This is a genomic window from Streptomyces cyanogenus, assembly GCF_017526105.1.
GTDB lineage: Bacteria > Actinomycetota > Actinomycetes > Streptomycetales > Streptomycetaceae > Streptomyces > Streptomyces cyanogenus.
This window is the reverse complement of sequence record NZ_CP071839.1, coordinates 274,066-296,983: the sequence shown is the minus strand read 5'-3', so window position 1 is coordinate 296,983 and position 22,918 is coordinate 274,066. Positions and strand designations below refer to the sequence as shown.

The window sequence follows — 22,918 nt, the reverse complement described above, 5'->3', positions numbered from 1 at the left end:
GTTGCAGGCACGGCGGGCGGCCCTGCGTGGGGACGGCGCCGGCACCGGTCGCGACCGGGCGGGCACGACGTGAGCGGGGAGCCACCGACCGTGGGCGCGAGGCGACATTAGAGGGCTGTGCCCGCGGGGCATCCCCCGCGCGCTGGAGCGGGTCGATGTCGACCGCGAGCGGATCGCGCTGCGCCGCGGTGACTTCGGCCGGCCGGAGGAGTGGTGACCCGAGATCCACCGGGCCGTCATCGACGCGCAGGCGCCAAGGGCGTTGGCCGCTCTGTATCAGGGAGCACGACTGGCCTTCGGCCCCGTAGGGATCAGCAGCGACGAGGTCGGCTTCGGCGTGACGGCCCTGCGGTGGATCCCTCCCACTCCGACGACGGCGGATCGCCGGGTGAGCCGGCCCGGGCCGCCCGCGACGAGGCCGAAGGCTCCCCTTCCCGCGCCGGGTGCCGCAGCGGCGCGTAGCCCGGTGCACGCAGAGAACGGGTTCATCGCGTGACCGGGGTAGCCCCGGTCGCTGCGACGGACAGTTCCCACAGCCGTGCTGCTGCGTCGGGGTCGATGGCGTAGGCGCGGACGCCGCCGTCGTCCATGGGCGCGGCGGGGGCGGAGACGCGCGCGACGTCGCAGTCCTCGAGGTAGAGTCCGCCGCGGCCGCGCAGGAGCGGGGAGGTGGCGGCCCACAGGCCGGTGGCGGCGCCTTGGGAGGGCGTCTTGAAGTCGGCGCCGATCACGTTGCCGTGCTCGTCCACCCATCCACGTTCGATCTGCTCATGGAGAGTCATTTCTCGCTGGAGACCGGTGATGATCTTGCCCGGGTGAAGAGCGAACGTCCGGACGCCGTCGTTGCGTCCGAGAGCGTCGAACTGCACGGCGAACAGGGCGTTGGCGGTCTTGGCCTGACCGTAGGCCAGCCACTTGTCGTAGCCGGTACAAAAGTGCGGGTCGTGCCAGCGGATGCCGGTCAAGGTGTGCCCGGCGGAGCTGTTGACGACGACGCGCGCACCGTCGCCTGCGGCCAGGAGCGGGTAGAGCTCGCAGACGAGGGTGAAGTGTCCGAAGTGGTTGATGGCGAGCTGGCCTTCCCAGCCGGGCCCGACGCGTCGCTCCGGGGTGGCCATGACGCCTGCGACGGCCATGAGGAGGTCGAGCTTGCTGAAGGAGTCAGTGATCTGTGCGGCGGCGGCCCGCACGCTGGCGAGGTCCGCCAGGTCCATGGGGATGACGTAGCACCCCTCCACATCCGCGAGAGCGGCGCGGGCGAGGCCGGGTCGGCGTGCCGGAACGATGACCCGGGCCCCGGCGGCAGCCAGACCTCGGGTGGTTTCCAATCCGAGTCCGGAGTAACCCCCGGTCACGACGGCGGTTGCGCCGGACAGGTCGAGGCCGGCGATGACGTCCTCGGCGGTGCTGGTGTCGGAGAAGGGCGAGCCGAGCGGCTGCTGATCGCTGATGGTCATGCCGACGACGCTAGAAAGTAGAGCGAGGTCTAGATCAAGTCCTAGGCTGGCGGCATGGCGAATGTCGAAACCCGTGCGGAGCCACTGAGTATCGGCGAAGTGGCCGAGCGGACCGGACTCAGCGTGCATGCACTGCGCTTCTACGAGCGCGAGGGCCTGCTGGTCGGACCGGTCCGGCGCACCGCGGGCGGACGGCGGCGGTACACCACCGCCGATGTCGACTGGCTGCTGATCTGCGTCAGACTGCGCGAATCCGGCATGCCGCTGGCCGACCTCAAACGGTTCGCCGAGCTGGTACGGCATGGCCCGGGCAACGAGGCAGAACGGCTGCAGCTCCTCGACGCACATCAGCAGCGAGTCGAGGCGCAGATCCAGGCGCTGGAGGCATGTCGCTCAGTCATCGCCTGGAAGGTCGGCGTCTACGCCGAGCACCTTGCCCGCGGCGAGGCCGGTGGGCTCTGGGACCCGACGGTCTGATACCACGACGAACATGCTGCGCGGGCTGCTCGCCCCCGTTCGAAACAGGGCGGTGAAGGCGTAGCCGGCGGATTCGGAGGCCGCGAAGCCGACGGCCGCGCCGAGGATCACGCCGTCGCGCACCGACTTGGTCGCCAGGTGCCGGGTGAGGAAGGCCGGGTGGCCAGTCCGACGGCTTGCTACGACAGGCTGCTGTTCCCTGTCGCCCATCCAGCCACCGCGAAGGCCAAACCCGCTGACAGTCGGCAGAGTGGGGCCTATGGGTAATTCTGGAAGCCTGACGACCCAGCAGCGGGCCGCCATGCTCGCCACAGTGACTGCGAGTGCTCTGCTGTTTTCCAGCCTGACCAGCATCATCGTTGCCCTGCCGGCGGTCCAGCGCGACCTCGGACTGGACAGCTCAGCCCTGCATTGGGTCGTTGTCGCTGCGCTCCTGCCGCTGTGCGCGCTTGCCGTCGTCAGCGGTCGTCTGGGCGACACGATCGGGCGACGCCGGGTTTTTCTCCTTGGCATGGCTTGCTTCGTCACCGGATCAGCACTGTGTGCCGTCGCACCCGATGGGGCTTTTCTTGTAGGAGCTCGCGCCGTGCAGGGTCTGGGCGTCGCGCTGGCCGTACCGCTCGCTCTGGCGAACCTCACCACCGCCCTACCGGCTCAGAAACATGGGTGGGCTATCGGCGTTCAGACCACGGTGGTCTCCGTTTTCGCCATCGCTATGCCCTTGGGCATCGCCTTGCTGGCTCAGTACGGGAGCTGGCGGTGGGCCTTTGCCGCCACCGTCCCTGTGGCTGTACTGGTCGTCGTCCTGGCCCGGCGGCACCTGATCGAGACACGCGCTCCCGCCACGACCTCGCTGGACCCGGTGGGCTGTGTCCTCATCGCTTCCGGGCTCGCCCTCCTGGTCTTCGCCTGTGAACGCTCTTCCGACTGGGGGCTCACCAGTGTCGGGACGCTCGCTCCGCTCACCGCTGGTATCGCGCTGCTCGTCGCCTTCGTGCTGGCTGAGCGCCGCGCCCGAAGCCCACTGCTTGATCTCCGGCCTCTGCGCGGCGCCACGACATCCGTCCCCTTGGCCGCTCTGGCCCTCGTCCAGTGCGCGTCACTGGCTCTCGTCCTCTACATGACGCTGTATCTTCAGCACGTACTTGACATGGGTGCATTTCGCACGGGCCTACTGCTGCTGGCCACCAGCGTGGGGACCATCGTGCTTTCGCCACTCGTGGGACAGCTGACTGAGCGTGGCCACGGTGGGCGGCTGGTCATTACGGGCATGGCCGCCCTTGGTGTCTGTCTGCTCTGGCTCACCTTCGAGGTGTTCGACAGGCGCATCATCTTTCTTGTTCCAGCCCTCTTGCTGTTCGGGCTGGCGCCCCCGTTGGTCTACCCGTCAGCGACCACACTTGTTGCGGACACCGCTCTGGGCTCGGCCAAGGGTGTCGGCGCAGGTCTGGCGATCCAAGCCCGGCAGGTCGGTGCCACTCTCGGGCTCGCACTGACAAACATGCTGTTCACCGCCGTTGAATGGCAGAAGCGGAACAGCCTCCTGAAACCCGGCGATGCCTTCACTCCGGAAGAACAGAGCGCTCTCGATGACGCCCTCACACGCGAGCGGCTCGACACCGATCTACTCGCCCAGCTGCCGAGCGCCTCACAAGACCACGTCCGTGGAGCCGCTGACGAAGCCTTCGCGACAGCAATCGAGATCACATTCCTCACCCTGGGCGGAATCATCCTGCTCGGTGCCCTCGTCGCCGTCACCGTCCAGCGCGCAACCATCGGCCGGTCAACGCCCAGACCGTCGGCATGACTGGTCAGTCCACTGCGGGACCGTTCGAGGGCATGGTCTGCCGGCTCGCCGGCCGCCCCTTTTTGCCGGGCCCCGGCCGCGTGCTGATGCGCACGCACGATCGTGGAGCCGACCGCGACGACCCGGCCCAGGCCGCCTTCGGCGTCGGCCTGGGCGAGCGGGGCGGTGAAGACCTTCTCGCAAGTGCCCTGTGCCATCGGTGAGCGGGCGGGTGCGGCATCACTTCGGTTCGTCAGTGGACGTCCGCCACAGGCCTCCCGCGCATCGGCTGGCCCAGTGCCACCAGCAGCTCGGGCATGTCGACGACACGGTTCAGTCCCGCCGCGGAACGGTTGCCCAGGCGGCGCGGGCCTGCCCGGCCCACCCGCGGGCGGCGACGGCCGGCGGCGCCTCAGGGTCGTTCCTTCTCCAGCAGCGCCACACAGCGTCCCAGCAGGCCGATCAGTGCCTCACGCTCCTCGTCCGTGAACTCCGCGGCCAGGGCCCGCTCCACCCGGACGGCCCGTGCGTCGGCGTCGGCCATCACGGCGAGTCCCTGCTCGGTCAGACGGGTCTCGAGGACGTTGCGGTGCCACTCGTGCGGGGTGCGCTCGATCAGGGCACGGCCTTGGAGGTTGTTCAGGACCGTGTTCATGGTCGGTGGCGTGACCCCGCACAGCCGGGCGAGGGCCGCGGCGGAGATGCCCGGGTTGCCCGCGAGGTGGACCAGCGCCGAGTACTGCGCGACGGTCAGGCCCGCCGGTTTCAGCACCGCGGTCTTGGTCGCATTGAGGGCCTGCTCGGCCCGCTTGATGTGGGAGCCGAGACGCTCGGACACGGGCATGGACGTCATCCCCGCATGGTAGCGAGCCCCTCATCTATGAGCGTCCTCCCGATGGTTAATGCATTGACGAGGATTAGAACTCTAATCTACGTTCGTATCGTTGTGGGTATCCGAACCGAGAGGTCTGTCGTGTCCCATTCGATCCACCGTCGTACGTTCCTGACCACCGCCGGGGCCCTGGCCGTCGCCGCCACGGTGCCGGCCGCTCAGGCGGCCACGGTGCCCCGTATCACCACCGCTTTCACACTCCCCGGCGACCGCGTCTACCCCGAGGGCATCGGCCTCGACCCGCGCACCGGGAACGCGTTCGTCGGCTCGTACACCACCGGTGCCGTCTACCGGGCCGCTCCGGGCCGCCGTACCGCGGAGGTGTTCCTCCCGGCGGGCGCCGACGGCCGGCACACCGCCAATGGGCTGAAGGTCGACCGGGCCGGCCGGCTCTGGGTCATCGACTCCACCAGCGGCGTCGACGTGTACGACGTACGCGACCGCGCGTTGCTCACCCGCTTCCAGGTGCCCGGTGACGAGCCCCGCTTCGCCAACGACCTGGCGATCGCCCCCGACGGCACCGCGTACCTCACCGACAGCACCCGCGCGGTCGTCTACGCGGTCACACCCGCCGACCTGGCCCGGGCCCGCGGCAAAGTGGCGTCGCTTCGGGTGAGCCACGACCTGAGCGCGGTACGGGATCCCCGGTCCCCGGCCGCCTACACCCTCAACGGCATCGTCGCCGACCCGGCGGGGCGCTACCTGCTCGTGGTCGACATGACCGGTGGCGGCCTGTACCGGATCGACCTGGCGAGCGGCGCCGTGCGCCAAGTCGCCCTCCACGGCGGGGACCTGAAGCACGGAGACGGGCTGGAGCTGGCGCACGGCACGCTCTGGGCCGCGCACAACACCGTCAACACCGTCAGCCGCTGGCGTCTGGACGCGTACGCCCACACGGCGCGGCTGGAGCAGCGAGTCACCGACGCCGCGCTGCAGATCCCGACCACGCTCGCCCGCCGTCATGGCCGGCTGCTGGTCGTCCGCTCGCAGTTCGACAAGGGCGGCCCGATGGGGCCGGGGACGCCCGAGACGCCGTTCACGGTGGCGTGGGTGAGCGGGATCTGACGGCCCTGACCCGGTTGATCAGCTGCTGGCCGGCCCGGAATTCCGGGACGATCCCGACGGCATGGCTGTTCGGGAGGCCAAAGCGGCTCTCCGAGCTCAGCTCGAAGCGCTGACCGTGGCCCTCACCGACCGCTGGGGAGAGACCCGGCACGTCGACCTGTGGCCGTACTTGAGGGCCGGCTTCGCAGGCGCCACGGTGCCCGAGCCGATCGTCGGCGAAACCACGGCACTTCATCTGGCCGTCAGCCTGCGTGATCGCGACGGCGAGCACTCGTTGCCGCTGGATGCCGGTGGCTTGGCCACCGATGCCGCGGCAGCTGCCGCTGGGCACGAGCGAACGGGTTCGATCACGTGAGGACAAGTGGCACCGCGTCAGGGGATTCTGTGGAAGGGCTCAGGAGGTGATGACGTCGTAATCACCGACGGTTGGCACGTCCGCCCACCGTGTCTTGCCCCGATCCACAGCAGGGCGAATGGGGTGGTGGCGCCGGGTGGCCGGGCCGCAACATGACACTGCGTCCCACGCCGTTTCCACTGGCAACGCAAGAAGGGCCCTGCCTTCCGGGGGCTGGAGGACATGGCCCTTCTGGAGCAGCCCGGCGGGCCGTCAGCTGGTGAAACGAGCAGCGGACCGACTTGGTGGGTGGCAGCAATCAGATCTCGGCCGACCCAGGGCTCCAGGGCACGCTCGGCGGCGAGTATGCCACCGAACGCGTCGACGGCGGCCGGTCTTTGGGAGAGGGCGCTGGTGGCCTTGCCGCAAGGGCGGAACACGCGACGGTTCATCGGGGGAACCTCCGCTCGGTGTTGGTGGTGCGGGTGCTGTCGGCGGTGGTCAGTACGCGGGGCAGATGGACGTGGAGGTGTTCGACCTCCACCCGGCAGCCGTAGAGTTCTCCGGCCAGGAGCTCCGTGAGTCCGGCCGCACTGTTCCGGACCAGGAACGTGGCGGTCGACTGAGATGCCCTCCGCCGTCCTGTGACGGGAGGGAATCGCGACCGGGTAGGTTCCGGCCATGGTTGATGACTGGCGGATGGATCGGGTCGGGAGTGCCGGACCACCTCGGAGAAGCAGTCGAGCGAGCATCGCGTCGCATGGATGCGTCCTTCCGGCGGGCCAACCTGGAGATCCTGGGCAACACCGACGGGTTTCTGCATGCGCACGTGTGGCCCCGGTTCGAATGGGAGCCGACCGACTTGGTGCGAAGGCCGGTGTGGCTCTATCCCCGCGACAGGTGGACGGACAAGCAGTACGCACTCGGACCCCAGCACGACCCACTGCGCACGGCGATCGGAGACGAGCTGGACCGTCTTCGCTCGGCGAACTGACAGCAAGCAGACGCGAAGCGGCACGCGGGGCTGGCGTGCAGGTGCTCCACCTACGACCCCCGGCGCCGGCGCTACCACCCGGGCGGCCAGGACGGTGGCAGTGGTCGCCGATCGCGGCCATGGCATCGCCCGCTCACCGAAGGCCGCATCCCACAGAGGAGTGGCGGGACCGCACCTGGTGATGGGGCTGCATCGGCTTGGGTGGTAGCTCCTTTGGAGAGATGGTCCCACCCAGCATGCCGACGTCCGTCCTCTGGGGTAGTGCGGAACTCGACATCACAGCGACGCTCGGCCCAGGTGGAGGTGACCGACACCGGCCTGCTCAGAACAACGTCTGCGGCGGGCTGGGCCCGGAGGACGACTCCGAGCGTCTCGGAACCCGGTCCGCATGCTGGGAGTAGCGCAGATCGTGGCCGTTCGTGGACGTGTACTCGGCGAAGGCGTCTTCGAGCTCGGCCGGGACGCGGCCGACGAGCCGCAGCCCGTCCAAGGTGACCTGTGGACCGCGAAGTGCGCTGACGGCTACGCAAGCCAGGCGGCCGGCGTCGTAGTAGGGCGTCACAGCCGGCGCGCTTGATGCTCCGATGAGAAAGAATTCCGAACTCGCCGCTGGGCTGCCGTAACCGCCACGAGTGGAGAGTGGGCTCAATACGTCTGCGACTGCTGCGGCCGCTTCGTCGTGCGACATACCGAACCGCCCGGGCCAAGGCCCTCGCCAGGATGGGTACGGCTGCGAGCGAGCCCCTTCGCGCGCCGTCGGCCCGCCGTCCCAGGGGGGACAGGTCTGGGAGCTGTTAGGGGGATGGTCAGGGGGGCGGACCCTGCCTCGGTCCGCTGAGACTGGTCCCGGCAGCCGTGCGCCTGGCAGGCGTTCACACGCGCTGGTCCCAGGGCTCCATCCGGCCGCTGCCGGGTGCTTCGCCAGACCGAGAGGTGTAGTGACATGCTCCGTACCGAGCTGATCCGGCCGCTTCCCGACCTCCTGAAGGGGCACGCCGAGCGCTTCGGGGACAAGGTGGCCTTCCGCGACGCAGAGCGGAGCGTGACCTACGCCGAACTGGAGCTGCGCACACGGCGGCTGGCGGGGCACCTGGCCGGTCTGCGGCTCCAGCCGGGCGACCGGGCCGCGATCCTGCTGGGCAACAGCGTCGAGACCGTCGAGAGTTACCTGGCCATCACCCGCGCCGGCGCGGTCGGGGTGCCGCTCAACCCGCGGGTCACCGAGACCGAACTGGCGCACCTCCTCGACGACAGCGGCGCCCGTGTCGTCATCACCGACCCCTCCAGGGCCGCCCTGCTGAGCGGGCTGGTGACGAGTCGGCCGCACCTGAGGGTGGTCGTCACCGGTGCCGCCGGGACACCCGGCGGCGCGCCGGCGGGAACCCTGTCGTTCGCCGCGCTCGCCGCCTCCGAGCCCGCCCTGCCGGCCCGGGACGACCTCGGCCTGGACGACGTGGCGTGGTTGCTCTACACCTCCGGCACCACCGGCAAGCCGAAGGGCGTGCTCTCCACCCAGCGCAACTGCCTGTGGTCGGTCGCCGCCTGCTACGTCCCGGTACCGGACCTGTCCGCCGAGGACCGGGTGGTGTGGCCGCTGCCGCTGTTCCACTCCCTGTCCCACATCGCGTGCGTACTCGGCGTGACGGCTGTCGGCGCCTCGGCCCGGATCGTGGACGGCTTCTCCGCCGACGAGCTGCTCGCCGTCCTGGAGGAGGAGAACGCGACCTTCCTGGCGGGCGTACCGACCATGTACCACTACCTGGTCCGGGCGGCGCGGGAGAAGGGGTTCCGGGCGCCCGCCCTGCGGATGTGCCTGGTCGGCGGAGCCATCACGACGGCGGATCTGCGCCGCTCCTTCGAGGAGGTCTTCGGCGCGCCGCTGCTCGACGCCTACGGGAGCACGGAGACCTGTGGCTCGATCACCATCAACTGGCCCACCGGCGCCCGCGTCGAAGGCTCGTGCGGACTGCCGGTACCGGGACTCGGCGTACGGCTCGTCGACCCGGAGACCGGGCTGGACGTCGCACCCGGCGAGGAGGGTGAGGTCTGGGTGCGCGGCCCCAGCGTCATGCTCGGCTACCACAACCAGCCCGAGGCGACGGCCGCCGCGCTCAGGGACGGCTGGTACCACACCGGCGACCTGGCCCGCAGGAACGACGAGGGCTACTTCACCATCACCGGGCGCATCAAGGAACTCATCATCCGGGGCGGGGAGAACATCCACCCCGGTGAGGTGGAGGAGGTGCTGCGCCGGGTGCCCGGCGTGGCGGACGCCGCCGTGGTCGGCAAGCCGCACGAGGTACTGGGCGAGGTCCCTGTGGCGTTCCTGGTCCCCGGCCCCGAAGGGCTCGACCTGGAGCAGCTGTTCGCCGTCTGCCGCGAACAGCTGTCGTACTACAAGGTGCCCGAGGAGCTCTACGAGATCGACCGGATCCCGCGGACCGCCTCCGGGAAGGTGACCCGTCATGTGCTCCTGGAGCGGCCGACCCGGCTGCGGGCGTCGAGCAGCGGGCGCTACGAGTCGCTGTTCCGCCTCGACTGGACCCCGCTGCCCTCGGTGCGCGCACCCCGGGCCGAACCCGGCCGCTGGGCCGTGGCAGGCGGCACGGACACCGCCGGCGCACTGGCGGCGGCCGGCGTGCCCGTGGAACGGTACGACGGACTCGACGCGGTGCGGTTCGACGCCGATGCCGGACACCCCGTCCCAGCGGTGACGGTCCTGGACCTCACGGCCGCACCCGAGGCCGCCACCGGTGCCGGGCGGGCCGCAACAGCCGCACTCCGGGAGCTCGCGGAGCAGCTGGAACCGTGGCTGGCCGACCCCCGGTTCGCCGAGGCCCGGCTCGTGGTGCTGACCAGGCGAGCGGTGGCCGCCGGTTCCGCCGAGGACATCGAGGACCCCGTGCGGTCCCCGCTGTGGGGCTGGCTGCGCTCCGCGCAGGCCGAACTCCCCGACGGACCGGGCCGCCTGGTCCTCGCGGACGTCGACGGCGACGCGGCGTCGGTGGCGGCGCTGCCGGTGGCGCTCTCGGCGGGCGAGACGCAGTTCGCCGTCCGCGGCGGAGTGGTGCTGCTGCCGGGCCTGGCCCGGGTCTCCTCCGTCGCCGACCGGGAACCGGCGCCGCTCCTCGACCCGCGCGGGACCGTCGTGGTCACCGATGCCGAGGGCCTGGTCGGCGCCGCCGTGGCCCGGCAACTCGTCGCCGGGCACGGGGCTCGTCACCTGTTGCTCATCAGCCCGCACGGCCGCGCCGACCGGGCCGCCGCCGCGCTGGGAGCCGAACTGGCCCGCGCGGGTGCCCAGGTACGCCTCGCGGCCTGCGACATCACCGACGACGAGGCTCTCGCGGCCGTACTGGCCAAGGCGACCCGCCCGCTGACCGCCGTCGTGCACGCACCGGCGGAGACCACCGGCCTGGAGCAGGTCGCCGCCGGCGCGGACCGGCTGCACGAGGCCACCCGCTCCCTCCCGGACGTCTCCTTCGTGCTGGTCTCCTCCGTCGCCGGGCTGCTCGGCGCGCCCGGCCGGCGGGAGCGGGCCGCCCAGGCCGTCCTCCTCGACACGCTTGCCCAGCGCCGGCGCGTCGCCGGGCTGCCCGCCCTCTCCTTCGCGCTCGGCCCCTGGGACCAGGACGCCGCCGAGGACGCCCCGGCGGGGGTCGGAGTGCTGCCGATGCACGAGAGCCTGGCCCTGTTGGGGGCCGCGCACGCGGCCGACGAACCCTGCCTCGCCGCCATGCGGCCCGACACCACGTCGCTGCGCGCCGCCGCGGTACCGGCGTTGCTGCGCGGCCTGATCGACGCGCCCGTGGCCGCGGCCGCGGCGGACGAGGCCGAGTCGGACGCGCTGCGCGCCCGGCTGGGCGACCTGCCCGGCGTCGAGCAGCACCGCCTGCTGCTCGACCTGGTGCTCGACGCGGTCCGTGAGATGGCCGTCGGTGAGGATCCGGCCCCCGACCGGACCTTCAAGGAGCTCGGCTTCACCTCGGTCTCCGCGGTGGAGCTGCGCAACCGGATCACCACAGCGACCGGTTTCGCGCTTCCCGCGACGCTCGCCTTCGACCACCCCACGCCGACCGCCGTCGCCCGCCACCTGCACACCGCACTGCTGGGCCACGTCACCACACCGGCACCCGACGAGCGGGCCGTACCGGTGATGCCGGACGAGCCGATCGCGATCGTCGCGATGGGCTGCCGGCTGCCCGGCGGTGTCGACTCGCCGGAGGACCTGTGGCGGCTCCTCGAACGCGGTGAGGACGCCATCTCGCCGTTCCCCGCGGACCGCGGCTGGGACCTCGAACGGCTCTACGACCCCGACCCGGACCACACCGGCACCTCGTACGTCCGGCACGGCGGATTCCTGACCGGCATGGCCGAGTTCGACGCCGCCTTCTTCGGGATCTCACCCCGTGAGGCGCTCGCCATGGACCCCCAGCAGCGGTTGCTGCTGGAGACCTCGTGGGAGGTGTTCGAACGGGCCGGCATCGACCCGGCCTCGCTGCGCGGCAGCAAGGTCGGAGTGTTCTCCGGCGTGATGCACCACGACTACGCCGACAACCTCGGCAAGGTCCCCGACGGGACCGAGGGGTACATCGGCATCGGCACCGCGGGCAGCGTCGCCTCTGGCCGGGTGTCGTACACCCTGGGCCTGGAGGGCCCGGCCATCACCGTCGACACGGCCTGCTCGTCGTCGCTGGTGGCGCTGCATCTGGCGGTGCAGGCGCTGCGCACGGGTGAGTGCTCGATGGCGCTGGCCGGCGGCGTCGCCGTGATGTCCACCCCCGGTGTGTTCGTGGAGTTCTCCCGGCAGCGCGGGCTGGCGGCGGACGGAAGGATCAAGGCGTTCGCCGGAGCCGCGGACGGCACCGCGTGGTCCGAGGGCGTGGCTGTCGTCCTCGTCGAGCGGTTGTCGGACGCGCGGCGGTCGGGGCATCCGGTGCTGGCGGTGGTGCGGGGTTCGGCGGTGAACCAGGACGGTGCGTCGAACGGGTTGACGGCCCCCAACGGCCCCTCCCAGGAGCGGGTGATCCGCCGGGCGTTGGCGTCGGCGGGTCTGTCGGCCGCGGATGTGGACGTGGTGGAGGCGCATGGTACGGGGACGACGCTGGGTGATCCGATCGAGGCGCAGGCGTTGCTGGCGACGTATGGGCAGGGCCGGCCGGCGGAGCGTCCGTTGTGGCTGGGGTCGTTGAAGTCGAACATCGGGCATGCCCAGGCTGCCGCGGGTGTGGCGGGTGTGATCAAGATGGTGTTGGCCCTGCGTCATGGTGTGCTGCCGAAGACGTTGCATGTGGACGAGCCGACGCCGAAGGTGGACTGGTCCGCGGGTGCGGTGGAGCTGCTCACCGAGAACCGTGCGTGGCCCGCCGGTGAACGGCCGCGCCGCGCCGGCATCTCCTCCTTCGGCGTCTCGGGCACGAACGCCCACGTGATCGTCGAGCAGGCACCCGAAGGAGACCCCGTCCAGCCGCAGCCCGCCGAACACGACGGGACACTGCCCTGGCTGGTCTCCGGCGGCACTCCGGGCGGAGTACGCGCCCAGGCCGCCCGGCTGGCCGCCTTCCTGGAACGCGGCGACCAGCACGACACCGTCTCCACCGCCTACTCCCTCGCCACGACCCGTGCCCAGCTGGCTCACCGTGCGGTGGTGGTGGGGGAGGGGCGTGGTGAGGTGTTGGCGGGGTTGCGTGGGGTGGCTGTGGGTGAGCGGGTGGCTGGTGTGGTGGAGGGGGTGGTGGCCGGGGGGCGGCTGGCGTTGTTGTTCTCGGGTCAGGGCAGTCAGCGTGTGGGGATGGGCCGGGAGTTGTATGGGCGGTTTCCGGTGTTCGCGGAGGCGTTCGACGCGGTGTGTGCGCAGGCTGATGTGTTGTTGGGGCGGTCGTTGCGGGAGGTGGTGTTCGAGGGTGGGGAGGGGGTGCTGGATCGTACGGAGTTTGCGCAGCCTGGGTTGTTTGCGTTGGAGGTTGCGTTGTTCCGGTTGTTGGAGTGGTTGGGGGTGCGGGCGGATTTCGTTGCGGGTCATTCGGTGGGTGAGTTGGTGGCGGCGTATGTGGCGGGGGTGTGGTCGCTGCCGGATGCGGTGCGGTTGGTGGTGGAGCGGGGCCGGTTGATGGGGGGTTTGCCGTCGGGTGGGGTGATGGTGGCGGTGGAGGCTGGTGAGGCTGAGGTTCGTGAGGTGGTGGGTGGTCGTTCGGGGGTGGATGTCGCGGCGGTGAACGGGCCGTTGGCGGTGGTGGTTTCGGGTGTGGCGGATGTGGTGGGGGAGGTGGTGGGTGAGTTGGCGGGGCGGGGCCGGCGGACGAAGCGGTTGGTGGTGAGTCATGCGTTTCATTCGTCGTTGATGGAGCCGGTGTTGGAGGAGTTCGGGCGGGTTGCGTCGGGGCTTGTGTTTCGTTCGGTGTCGGTTCCTGTGGTGTCGAACCTGTCGGGTGAGGTGGCGGGTGGGGAGTTGTTGTCGGCGGGTTACTGGGTGCGGCATGTTCGCGGTGCGGTGCGTTTCGGTGACGGGGTGCGGCGGTTGGCGGACGCGGGTGTGACGACGTTCCTGGAAGTCGGTCCCGGCGGAGTCCTCACCGCCATGGCCCAGGACAACGTCACCGGCGACCCGGACAGCCTCGCCTTCGTGCCCACGCTGCGCGCCGAGGGCTCCGAGGAGCGGGCCGTACTGACCGCACTCGCCCGCCTGCACGTACGCGGCCTGCGGACCGACTGGGGAGCGCTCTTCGCCGGAACGGGTGCGCGCCGGGTCGAGCTGCCCACCTACGCGTTCCAGCGCGAGCGGTTCTGGCCGGAGTCCACCGCCGGCGCGGGCGACCCGGACGGCCTCGGCCTCCAGCCCGCTGGGCATCCTCTGGTGGGTGCGTTGGTGCGGTTGCCGGAGTCGGGTGGTGTGGTGGCCACGGGCCGGCTGGCGTTGTCGTCGAGTGGGTGGCTGTCGGGGCACCGGGTCGCGGGTGTGGTGGTGGTGCCCGGCACGGCCGTGGTGGAGCTGGTGGTGCGTGCCGGGGACGAGGTGGGCGCGGGTGCGGTCGAGGAGCTGGTGATCGAGGCTGCGCTGGTGGTGCCCGAGGAGGGCGGGCTGCGGTTGCAGGTCGCGGTGGCCGGGGCGGACGAGCGGGGCCGTCGTGAGGTGAGTGTGCACAGTTCCCGTGACGGGGAGAGCTGGACACGGCATGCCCGTGGGGTGCTGGGTGCGCGGGAGGCGGAGGCGGGGTTCGAGTTGCGGCAGTGGCCGCCGCCGGGGGCCGAGCCGCTGGTGGTGGACGGTTTCTACGACGGCGGGTTCGGTGCGGGGGTGGAGTACGGGCCCGTGTTCCGGGGGTTGCGGGCGGCATGGCGGCGTGGTGAGGAGGTGTTCGCCGAGGTCGCGCTGCCCGAGGGGGTGGACGTGGAGGGTTTTGGGGTGCATCCGGCGTTGTTCGACGCGGCGTTGCACACCGGGATCCTCGCCGGGGTCGGGGATGGTGGTGAGGGTGGCACGCTGCTGCCGTTCGCGTGGAGCGGGGTGGCGGTGCACGCCCGTGGTGCCACCGCCCTGCGGGTCGCGGTCCGTCCCACCGCATCCGGAGGGATGACGCTGCGGGCCGCCGACCCGGCCGGCACGCCCGTCCTGTCCATCGACTCCCTCGTACTCCGCCCCCTGCCCACCGGGCAGCTGTCCGCGGCGCGCTCGGCCGCCCAGGAGTCGCTGTTCCGCCTCGACTGGACCCCCGTCGCACCGGCCGGACACCCCGTGCCCCTGACCGCGTTCGAGGACCCCTCCGCACTCGCCGAGGCCGTACGCGCGGGCGGCAGCGTGCCCCAGGCCCTGCTGGTCGACCTGACCGGCCCCACCGACCCCGCGGACCCGTCCGGCCACCACCCCCCGGAGGCTGCCGACGCGCCCCGACGGGCCCGCGCCCTGACCGCCCGCGCCCTCGACGCCCTGCACAGCTGGGCCGCACAGCCGGAACTGGAGCCCGCCACCCTGGTCGTGGCCACCTCCGGTGCGGTGGCCACGGACGGCGCCGACGAGATCCGCGACCCGGCGGCCGCCGCCGTCTGGGGCCTGGTCCGCTCCGCGCAGTCGGAGAACCCGGGCCGCATCGCGCTGGTCGACCTCGACGGGCACCCCGACTCCCGGAAGGCCCTCGGCGCGGCACTGGCCACCGGCGAACCGCAGCTGGCACTGCGGGCCGGCGCACCCAGCGCCCCCCGGCTCGCCCGCGGCACCGGCGGCGCGCTGGCCGTCCCCGTGGGCACCCCCGCCTGGCACCTGGACGTCACCGAGCGCGGCACCCTGGCGAACCTCGCCCTGGTGCCCGGTCCCGGCGCTGCCCCGCTGGCCGAGGGCCAGGTCCGGGTCAGCGTCCGCGCCGCCGGCGTCAACTTCCGTGACGTCATGATCACCCTGGGGATGTACCCGGGGGAGGCGGCGCTCGGCGGCGAGGGCGCCGGCGTGGTCGTCGAGGTCGGTCCGGGCGTCACCGGACTCGCGCCGGGGGACCGGGTGATGGGCCTGCTGGAGCACGGTTTCGGGCCGCTGGCGGTGACCGACCGCCGCAAGCTCGTGCGCATTCCCGGCGAGTGGTCGTTCCCGCAGGCGGCCTCGGTTCCGATCGCCTTCCTCACCGCCTACTACGGGTTGCACGACCTCGCCGGACTACGGGCCGGACAGCTCGTGCTGGTGCACGCGGCGACCGGTGGGGTCGGCTCGGCCGCGGTGCAGCTCGCCCGGCACTGGGGTGCGGAGGTGTACGGCACGGCGAGCCCCGGCAAGTGGGACGCGCTGCGTGCCGACGGGTTCACCGAGGACCACCTCGCCAGCTCCCGCGACCTCGGCTTCCGGGACCGGTTCCGTGCCACGACCGGTGGCCGCGGCGTGGACGTCGTCCTCGACTCGCTCGCGGGCGAGTTCGTCGACGCCACCCTGGAACTGCTGCCACGCGGTGGCACGTTCCTGGAGATGGGCAAGACCGACATCCGGGACGCCGCCGAGGTCGAGGCAGCCCACCCCGGCGTCGCCTACCACGCGTTCGACCTGGTCGAGGCCGGGCCGGAGCGCATCCAGGAGATCCTGACCGAACTGGTCGGCCTGTTCGAGAGCGGGGCGCTGCGGCCGCCGCGGCTCAAGGTCTGGGACGTACGGCACGCCCCCGAGGCGTTCCGCCACCTCAGCCAGGCCCGGCACATCGGCAAGGTGGTGCTGAGCGTGCCGCGCGCCCTCGACCCCGAAGGGACCGTGTGGGTCAGCGGGGCCGGCAGCCTGGGTGCCCTCACCGCCCGGCACCTGGTCGCCGAACGCGGTGTCCGGCATCTGCTGCTCACTAGCCGGCGCGGGGAGCAGGCGCCGGGCGCCGGGGAACTGCGCGACGAACTGACCGCGCTGGGTGCCGAGGTACGCGTCGAGGCGTGCGACGCGGCCGACCGGGACGCGCTCCGGGCCGTCCTCGGCGGCATCCCGCCGGAGCACCCGCTGACCGCCGTGGTGCACACCGCGGGCGTCCTGGACGACGGGGTGATCCCCTCGCTGACCCCGCGGCGGCTCGATGCGGTCCTCGCCCCGAAGGCCGACGCCGCATGGCATCTGCACGAGCTGACCCGGGACCTGGACCTGGCCGCGTTCGTCCTGTTCTCCTCCGCCGCCGCCACCTTCGGCAACCCGGGGCAGGGCAACTACGCCGCTGCCAACGCCTTCCTCGACGCGCTCGCCCGGCACCGGCGCGCCCAGGGCCTGCCCGCCACCTCGCTCGCCTGGGGCTTCTGGTCCCACGGCAGCGACATGACGGCCCACCTGGACGACGCCACGCTGCAGCGCACCAAGCGCAGTGGGATGCGCGGTCTGACCGCGGAGACCGGCATGGCCCTGTTCGACGCCGGTGTCGAGGCGGCGGACGCTGCACTCGTCCCGGCCGTCCTCGACCTCGCCGGGCTGCGGACCGCATCCCCCGACGCCCCGGTGCCGCCGCTGCTGCGCGGCCTCGTCCGCACCGGTCCGCAGGCCGCGCACCGGGCGGCCCCGACGGGTGGTTCACTGGCCGACCGGCTCGTCGCGCTGCCCGCCGACGAGCAGGAGCGGTTCCTCGTCGACCTGATACGCGGGCACGCGGCCGCCGTCCTCGGGCACGCGTCACCGGACACGGTCGACGCCGGCCGTGCCTTCAAGGACGCCGGGTTCGACTCGCTGACCGCCGTCGAGCTGCGCAACCGGCTCGGCACCGGCACCGGCCTGCGGCTCTCCGCGACTGCAGTGTTCGACTACCCGACCCCGACCGCCCTGGCCCGTCAGCTGCGCACCCAACTGCTCGGTGACCGGGCCGAAGCACCCGCCGCCGCCCCCTCGGCACCAGCCACGGCGGCGGTCGACGACGACCCGATCGCGATCGTCGCGATGAGCTGCCGATTCCCCGGCGGGGTGGCCTCGCCCGAGGACCTGTGGCGGCTGGTGGCCGAGGGCACCGACGCCATCGGCGACTTCCCGGACGACCGGGGCTGGGACCTGGACGGCCTGTTCGACCCCGACCCGGACCGGCCGGGCACCTCCTACGTGCGGCAGGGAGCGTTCCTGTACGACGCGGGCGAGTTCGACGCCGGCTTCTTCGGGATCTCGCCGCGCGAGGCGCTGGCGATGGACCCGCAGCAGCGGCTGCTGCTGGAGACCTCATGGGAGGTGCTGGAGCGGGCCGGCATCGACCCGGGCTCGCTGCGGGGCGCGAAGGTCGGCGTGTACACCGGTCTGATCAGCCACGACTACACCTTCGGCATGCACAACGACGCCGGGGACCTGGAGGGCTACCGGCTCACCGGAACCGCGGGCAGTGTCGCCTCAGGCAGGGTCAGCTACTTCCTCGGCCTGGAAGGACCCTCGCTCAGCGTCGACACGGCCTGCTCCTCCTCGCTGGTGGCGCTGCACCTGGCGATACGGGCGCTGCGCACGGGCGAGTGCTCCATGGCGCTGGCGAGCGGCGCGATGCTGATGGCCTCGCCCGACACCTTCGTGGAGTTCTCGCGGCAGCGCGGCCTGGCCGCGGACGCCCGCGTCAAGGCGTTCGCCGCCTCCGCCGACGGCACCGCCTGGTCCGAGGGCGTGGGGGTGCTCCTGGTGGAACGGCTCTCCGACGCACGGCGGCAAGGCCATCCGGTGCTGGCGGTCGTCCGTGGTTCCGCGGTCAACCAGGACGGCGCCTCCAACGGGCTGACGGCCCCCAACGGACCCTCGCAGCAGCACGTCATCCAGGAGGCCCTGGCCGACGCCCGGCTGACGGCCGCGGACGTGGACGCGGTGGAGGCACATGGTACGGGGACGACGCTGGGTGATCCGATCGAGGCGCAGGCGTTGCTGGCGACGTATGGGCAGGGCCGGCCGGCGGAGCGTCCGTTGTGGCTGGGGTCGTTGAAGTCGAACATCGGGCATGCCCAGGCTGCCGCGGGTGTGGCAGGTGTGATCAAGATGGTCATGGCCCTGCGTCATGGTGTGCTGCCGAAGACGTTGCACGTGGACGAGCCGACGCCGAAGGTGGACTGGTCCGCGGGTGCGGTGGAGCTGCTCACCGAGAACCGTGCGTGGCCCGCCGGTGAACGGCCGCGCCGCGCCGGCATCTCCTCCTTCGGCGTCTCGGGCACGAACGCCCACGTCATCATCGAAGAGGCCCCCGCCACCGAGGAGAGCGAACCGACGGCTGGGGAGCCCGTGACCGGCCCCCTGCGGACGGGCGGCCCGCTGCCGTGGCCGCTGTCCGCGCGGAGCCGGGTAGCCCTGCGCGACCAGGCCGAGCGCCTCGCCGGCCATCTCGCCGCCCACCCCGCCCTGGCCGCCACCGACGTCGCCTACTCACTGGCCACCACCCGGGCCGCCCTGGAACACCGGGCCGTCGTGATCGCCGCCGACCGGGACGACGCCCGGGCGGCCCTCGCCGCACTCGCCGCCGGCGAACCCGCCCCCGAGCTGGTCACCGGAACCGCGGACGTCCACGGCAAGACCGTCTTCGTCTTCCCCGGCCAGGGCTCCCAGTGGGTGGGCATGGGCGCCGAACTCCTGGACAGCTCACCGGTGTTCGCGGCCCGCATGGCAGAGTGCGCGCAGGCCCTCGCCCCGCACGTCGACTGGTCGCTGCTCGACGTGATCCGCCAGAGCGGGCAAGCGCCCTCCCTGGAGCGGGTCGACGTCGTCCAGCCCGTCTCCTTCGCCGTGATGGTCTCCCTGGCCGCTCTCTGGAGCTCGCTCGGTGTGACACCGGACGCGGTCGTCGGCCATTCCCAGGGCGAGATCGCCGCGGCCGCCGTCGCGGGCGCCCTCTCGCTCGCGGACGCCGCCAAGGTCGTGGCGCTGCGCAGCAGGGCCATCGCCCGGGGCCTGGCCGGGCAGGGCGGCATGATGTCGGTCGCGCTGCCCGAGGAGGAGGTCGCGCGGCGCATGCCGGACGGCGTGGAGATCGCCGTCGTCAACAGCCCCTCCTCGGTCGTCGTCGCGGGCGCACCCGACGTGCTCGAAGCCGTCCACGCCGAGTGGCGGGCGGAGGGCGTCCGGGTCCGCATGGTCCCGGTGGACTACGCCTCGCACAGCTCGTACGTGGAACTCATCCGGGAGGAACTGGGCGGCCTGCTCTCCGGGCTGACGCCACGCCGCGCCGAGGTGCCGCTGTACTCGACGGTCGACGGCGCCTGGCAGGACGGCACCGGCATGGACGCCGGCTACTGGTACCGGAACCTGCGGCAGACCGTACGGTTCGAGACGGCCGTCGAGGCACTGGTGGACCAGGGGCACCGGGTGTTCGTAGAGGTCAGCGCGCACCCCGTGGTCGCCACCGGGGTGCAGGAGGTGCTCGACGGCCGTCCGGCTGTGACGGCCGTGGTGACCGGCACCCTGCGCCGTGACGAGGGCTCGCTGCGGCAGGTCCTCAAGGCGCTGGCCGGTCTCCACGTCCGGGGTGTGGACACCGACGAGGCCGCATGGTTCGCGGGGACCGGGGCGGCGCGGGTCGACCTGCCCACGTACGCCTTCCAGCACGCGCACTACTGGCACGCCGAGGCTCCCGGGTCCGGCGACGCGAACGCCGTCGGGCTGGATACGGCGGGCCACCCGCTGGTGGGCGCGGTGGTGCCGCTGCCCGGCACCGGCGGACTGCTCGCCACCGGCAGGCTCTCCCCGGTGACCAGCCCCTGGCTCGCCGAACACCGGGTCTCCGGGGTCGGCGTGCTGCCCGGCGCGGCCCTGGCCGAGCTGGTCGTCGGGGTCGGCGACGAGGTGGGCGCGGGCGTCGTGGAGGAACTCGTCGTCGAGGTGCCGCTGGTGGTGAACGGCCGCCCGGGCACCCGCGTCCAGGTCGAGGTCGCCGGTCCCGACGAGACGGGCCGGCGCGAGGTGAGTGTCTACGGCTGCGTCGAGGGCGACACCTGGACCCGGCACGCGCACGGCGTGCTGGCCGAGCGCGGCCACGGCGCGGACTTCGACCTCGGGCCGTGGCCCCCGGCCGGCGCCGAGCCCGTCGACATGGACGGTTTCTACGACCGGCAGTTCGCCGCCGGTCTGGAGTACGGACCGCTGTTCCAGGGCCTGACCGCGGTGTGGCGGCGCGGAGCGGACGTGTTCGCCGAGGTGGCGCTGCCCGAGGACACCGGGCCGGGCGCCTACGGACTGCATCCGGCACTGTTCGACGCCGCCTTGCACGCCGGCGGCTTCGCCGGGGTCGGTGGCGGCAGTGAGGACGGCCCCCTGCTGCCCTTCGTGTGGAGCGGCGTCGAACTGCACGCGTCCGGGGCGACGGCACTGCGGGTCGCGATCACCCCGGACGGCTCCGGCGGGATGACGCTGCGCGCCGCCGACACCTCGGGTGCGCCGGTGCTGACGGTGGGCTCGCTGGCCCTGCGACCGCTCGACCCGGGCCGCCTGGCCTCCTCCGGTCCGGTGGACGGGCTGTTCCGGGTGGAGTGGACCCCCCTGGCGCGGCCGACCGCGCAAGCCCGCCTGGTGGAGTACGGCGAACCGGTCGCACCCACGACGGGCACGGCACAGCTCCTGTCCACCGCAACCGGGGCACCGACCACGGACGGCACGGCGGTGCCACGGCCCGCGGACCGCACATCTGCCGGCACTCCTGCGCCCGTCGGCACCTCCGCGCCCGGAGACCTGCCGGCGCTCGGTGACTCCTTCGCGCCCGGTGCCGTCCTCGTCGACCTGCTCGGCCTCGTCGGGGACGCGGACCGGGACGGCCCCGACGGTGCCGACGGCCCGGAGCGGGTCCGTGAGCTGACCGGCCGTACCCTCGCCCTGCTCCAGGAGTGGCTCGCCGACCCGGCTCGGGAGCGGTCACGGCTGGTGCTGGTCACTCGGGGCGCGGTCGCCGTACACGCCTCCGGCGAGGTCACCGACCCGGCCGCCGCCGCGGTCTGGGGTCTGGTCCGCTCCGCGCAGTCGGAGAACCCGGACCGGATCGTGCTGGCCGACCTCGACACCGACGCGGCCTCCCGGGCGGCGCTGCCCGCCGCGGTCGCCACCGGTGAGCCCCAACTGGCCCTGCGCGCCGGTGCGCTGTTCGTGCCGCGGCTGGCCCGGACCGCCGTCAGGCCCGCCGGGGACGAGCGTCCGCTCGCCCCCGACGGCACCGTGCTGATCACCGGAGGCACCGGCATGATCGGCCGGCTCGTCGCCCGGCACCTGGTCGCCGAACGCGGTGTCCGGCATCTGCTGCTCACCAGCCGGCGCGGGGAGCAGGCGCCGGGCGCCGGGGAACTGCGCGACGAACTGACCGCGCTGGGCGCCGAGGTACGCGTCGAGGCGTGCGACGCGGCCGACCGGGACGCGCTCCGGGCCGTCCTCGGCGGCATCCCGCCGGAGCACCCGCTGACCGCCGTGGTGCACACAGCGGGCGTCCTGGACGACGGGGTGATCCCCTCGCTGACCCCGCGGCGGCTCGATGCGGTCCTCGCCCCGAAGGCCGACGCCGCATGGCATCTGCACGAGCTGACCCGGGACCTGGACCTGGCCGCGTTCGTCCTGTTCTCCTCCGCCGCCGCCACCTTCGGCAACCCGGGGCAGGGCAACTACGCCGCTGCCAACGCCTTCCTCGACGCGCTCTGCCAGCTCCGGCAGGCCCAGAAGCTGCCGGCGGTCTCCCTGGCCTGGGGCCTGTGGGCCGAGGCCGGCGGGATGACCGGGCACCTGAGCGACACCGATCTGCGGCGCAGCAGGCGCAGCGGCATGCTGGGGCTGTCCTCCGACGAGGGCATGCGGCTGCTGGACGCCGCGCTCCGGTCCGACGAGGCCGTCCTCGTGTCGGCCCGGCTCGATCTCGCCGGGCTCCGGGCCCCCGGCAACGCACCGGCGACCGACGTGCCCGCCCTGCTGCGCGGCCTGGTCAGGCCGCCGGCCCGGCGGACCGCGGCGGCCGTGCGGCGGACCGACGGCCCCTCGCTGGCCGACCGGCTGGCCGCGCTGCCCGACACCGAGCGGACCCGTATCCTGCTCGACCTGGTCAACAGCCACGTCGCCACGGTCCTGGGCCGCTCCCCGGCCGACGCGATCGAACCCACCCAGCAGTTCAAGGAGCTCGGGTTCGACTCGCTGCTCGCGGTCGAACTGCGCAACCGGCTCGCCGGGGACACCGGGCTCCGGCTGCCCGCGACCCTCGTCTTCGACCACCCGACGCCGACGGCCCTGGCCCGGCAGCTGAAGGAACTGGTGCTGCCCGCGGCGGAGGAATCCGCGTCCACGGAGCCGGACGGCCGCGAGGGCGGCGTCATCGAGATCGACGACGACTTCGATCTCGACGCGGCCACCGATGACGACCTCTTCGACCTGCTCGACGGCGAACTCGGCAGCTCCTGACCCCGTGGAGCAGGGCCCGGCCATGGACGGGCCCTGTGCACCCCACTGCGCCGCACACCGACCGAGGGACTGACCTGGTATGACCGCAGAAGACGACAAGCTCCGCACGTA

8 protein-coding genes and 1 pseudogene are annotated in these 22,918 nt (G+C 72.5%); 7 read left to right on the top strand and 2 right to left on the bottom strand.

The window, feature by feature from the left end; all coding sequences use genetic code 11:
• Nucleotides 1-485 precede the first annotated feature (485 nt).
• The gene (locus S1361_RS01220) at nucleotides 486-1,457 is read right to left on the bottom strand and encodes an SDR family NAD(P)-dependent oxidoreductase (protein ID WP_208029995.1); all 972 of its coding nucleotides are present in this window, start codon (nucleotides 1,455-1,457) and stop codon (nucleotides 486-488) included.
• A gap of 54 nt (nucleotides 1,458-1,511) precedes the next feature.
• Here S1361_RS01220 and S1361_RS01215 point away from each other — a divergent pair, with 54 nt between their 5' ends.
• The 3 genes from S1361_RS01215 to S1361_RS01205 all read left to right on the top strand — a co-directional run bounded on the left by S1361_RS01215 (nucleotide 1,512) and on the right by S1361_RS01205 (nucleotide 3,944).
• Complete coding sequence (locus tag S1361_RS01215) at nucleotides 1,512-1,934, top strand: MerR family transcriptional regulator (RefSeq protein ID WP_208029994.1); 423 nt, start codon at nucleotides 1,512-1,514, stop codon at nucleotides 1,932-1,934.
• Nucleotides 1,935-2,235: 301 nt separating this feature from the next.
• A complete protein-coding gene (locus S1361_RS01210) occupies nucleotides 2,236-3,741 on the top strand; it encodes an MFS transporter (RefSeq protein ID WP_208029993.1) in 1,506 nt (501 codons plus the stop codon).
• Nucleotides 3,738-3,944 carry a hypothetical protein gene (locus tag S1361_RS01205; protein ID WP_208029992.1) on the top strand — a complete coding sequence of 69 codons (207 nt, stop codon included), beginning with the start codon at nucleotides 3,738-3,740 and terminating at the stop codon, nucleotides 3,942-3,944. Before S1361_RS01210 ends, S1361_RS01205 begins: the two co-directional genes overlap by 4 nt.
• A gap of 188 nt (nucleotides 3,945-4,132) precedes the next feature.
• Here the strand turns inward: S1361_RS01205 and S1361_RS01200 are convergent, their stop codons facing one another.
• Nucleotides 4,133-4,573, bottom strand: coding sequence for a MarR family winged helix-turn-helix transcriptional regulator (locus S1361_RS01200; RefSeq protein ID WP_208029991.1), 441 nt, complete (start codon nucleotides 4,571-4,573; stop codon nucleotides 4,133-4,135).
• A 120-nt stretch (nucleotides 4,574-4,693) separates the two neighbouring features.
• Here S1361_RS01200 and S1361_RS01195 point away from each other — a divergent pair, with 120 nt between their 5' ends.
• The 4 genes and pseudogenes from S1361_RS01195 to S1361_RS38830 all read left to right on the top strand — a co-directional run bounded on the left by S1361_RS01195 (nucleotide 4,694) and on the right by S1361_RS38830 (nucleotide 22,807).
• On the top strand, nucleotides 4,694-5,677 hold the full coding sequence (locus tag S1361_RS01195) for an SMP-30/gluconolactonase/LRE family protein (protein ID WP_243769016.1): 984 nt from the start codon (nucleotides 4,694-4,696) through the stop codon (nucleotides 5,675-5,677).
• Nucleotides 5,678-5,738: 61 nt separating this feature from the next.
• A complete protein-coding gene (locus S1361_RS01190; RefSeq protein WP_208029990.1) occupies nucleotides 5,739-6,032 on the top strand; it encodes a hypothetical protein in 294 nt (97 codons plus the stop codon).
• Between the two features lie 700 nt (nucleotides 6,033-6,732).
• Nucleotides 6,733-7,005, top strand: a pseudogene (locus S1361_RS01185) (diadenosine tetraphosphate hydrolase); the annotation flags it as partial.
• A 943-nt stretch (nucleotides 7,006-7,948) separates the two neighbouring features.
• Nucleotides 7,949-22,807 (top strand): type I polyketide synthase, encoded by a 14,859-nt coding sequence (locus S1361_RS38830; protein WP_243769015.1) that lies wholly within the window; start codon nucleotides 7,949-7,951, stop codon nucleotides 22,805-22,807.
• Nucleotides 22,808-22,918: the final 111 nt, after the last annotated feature.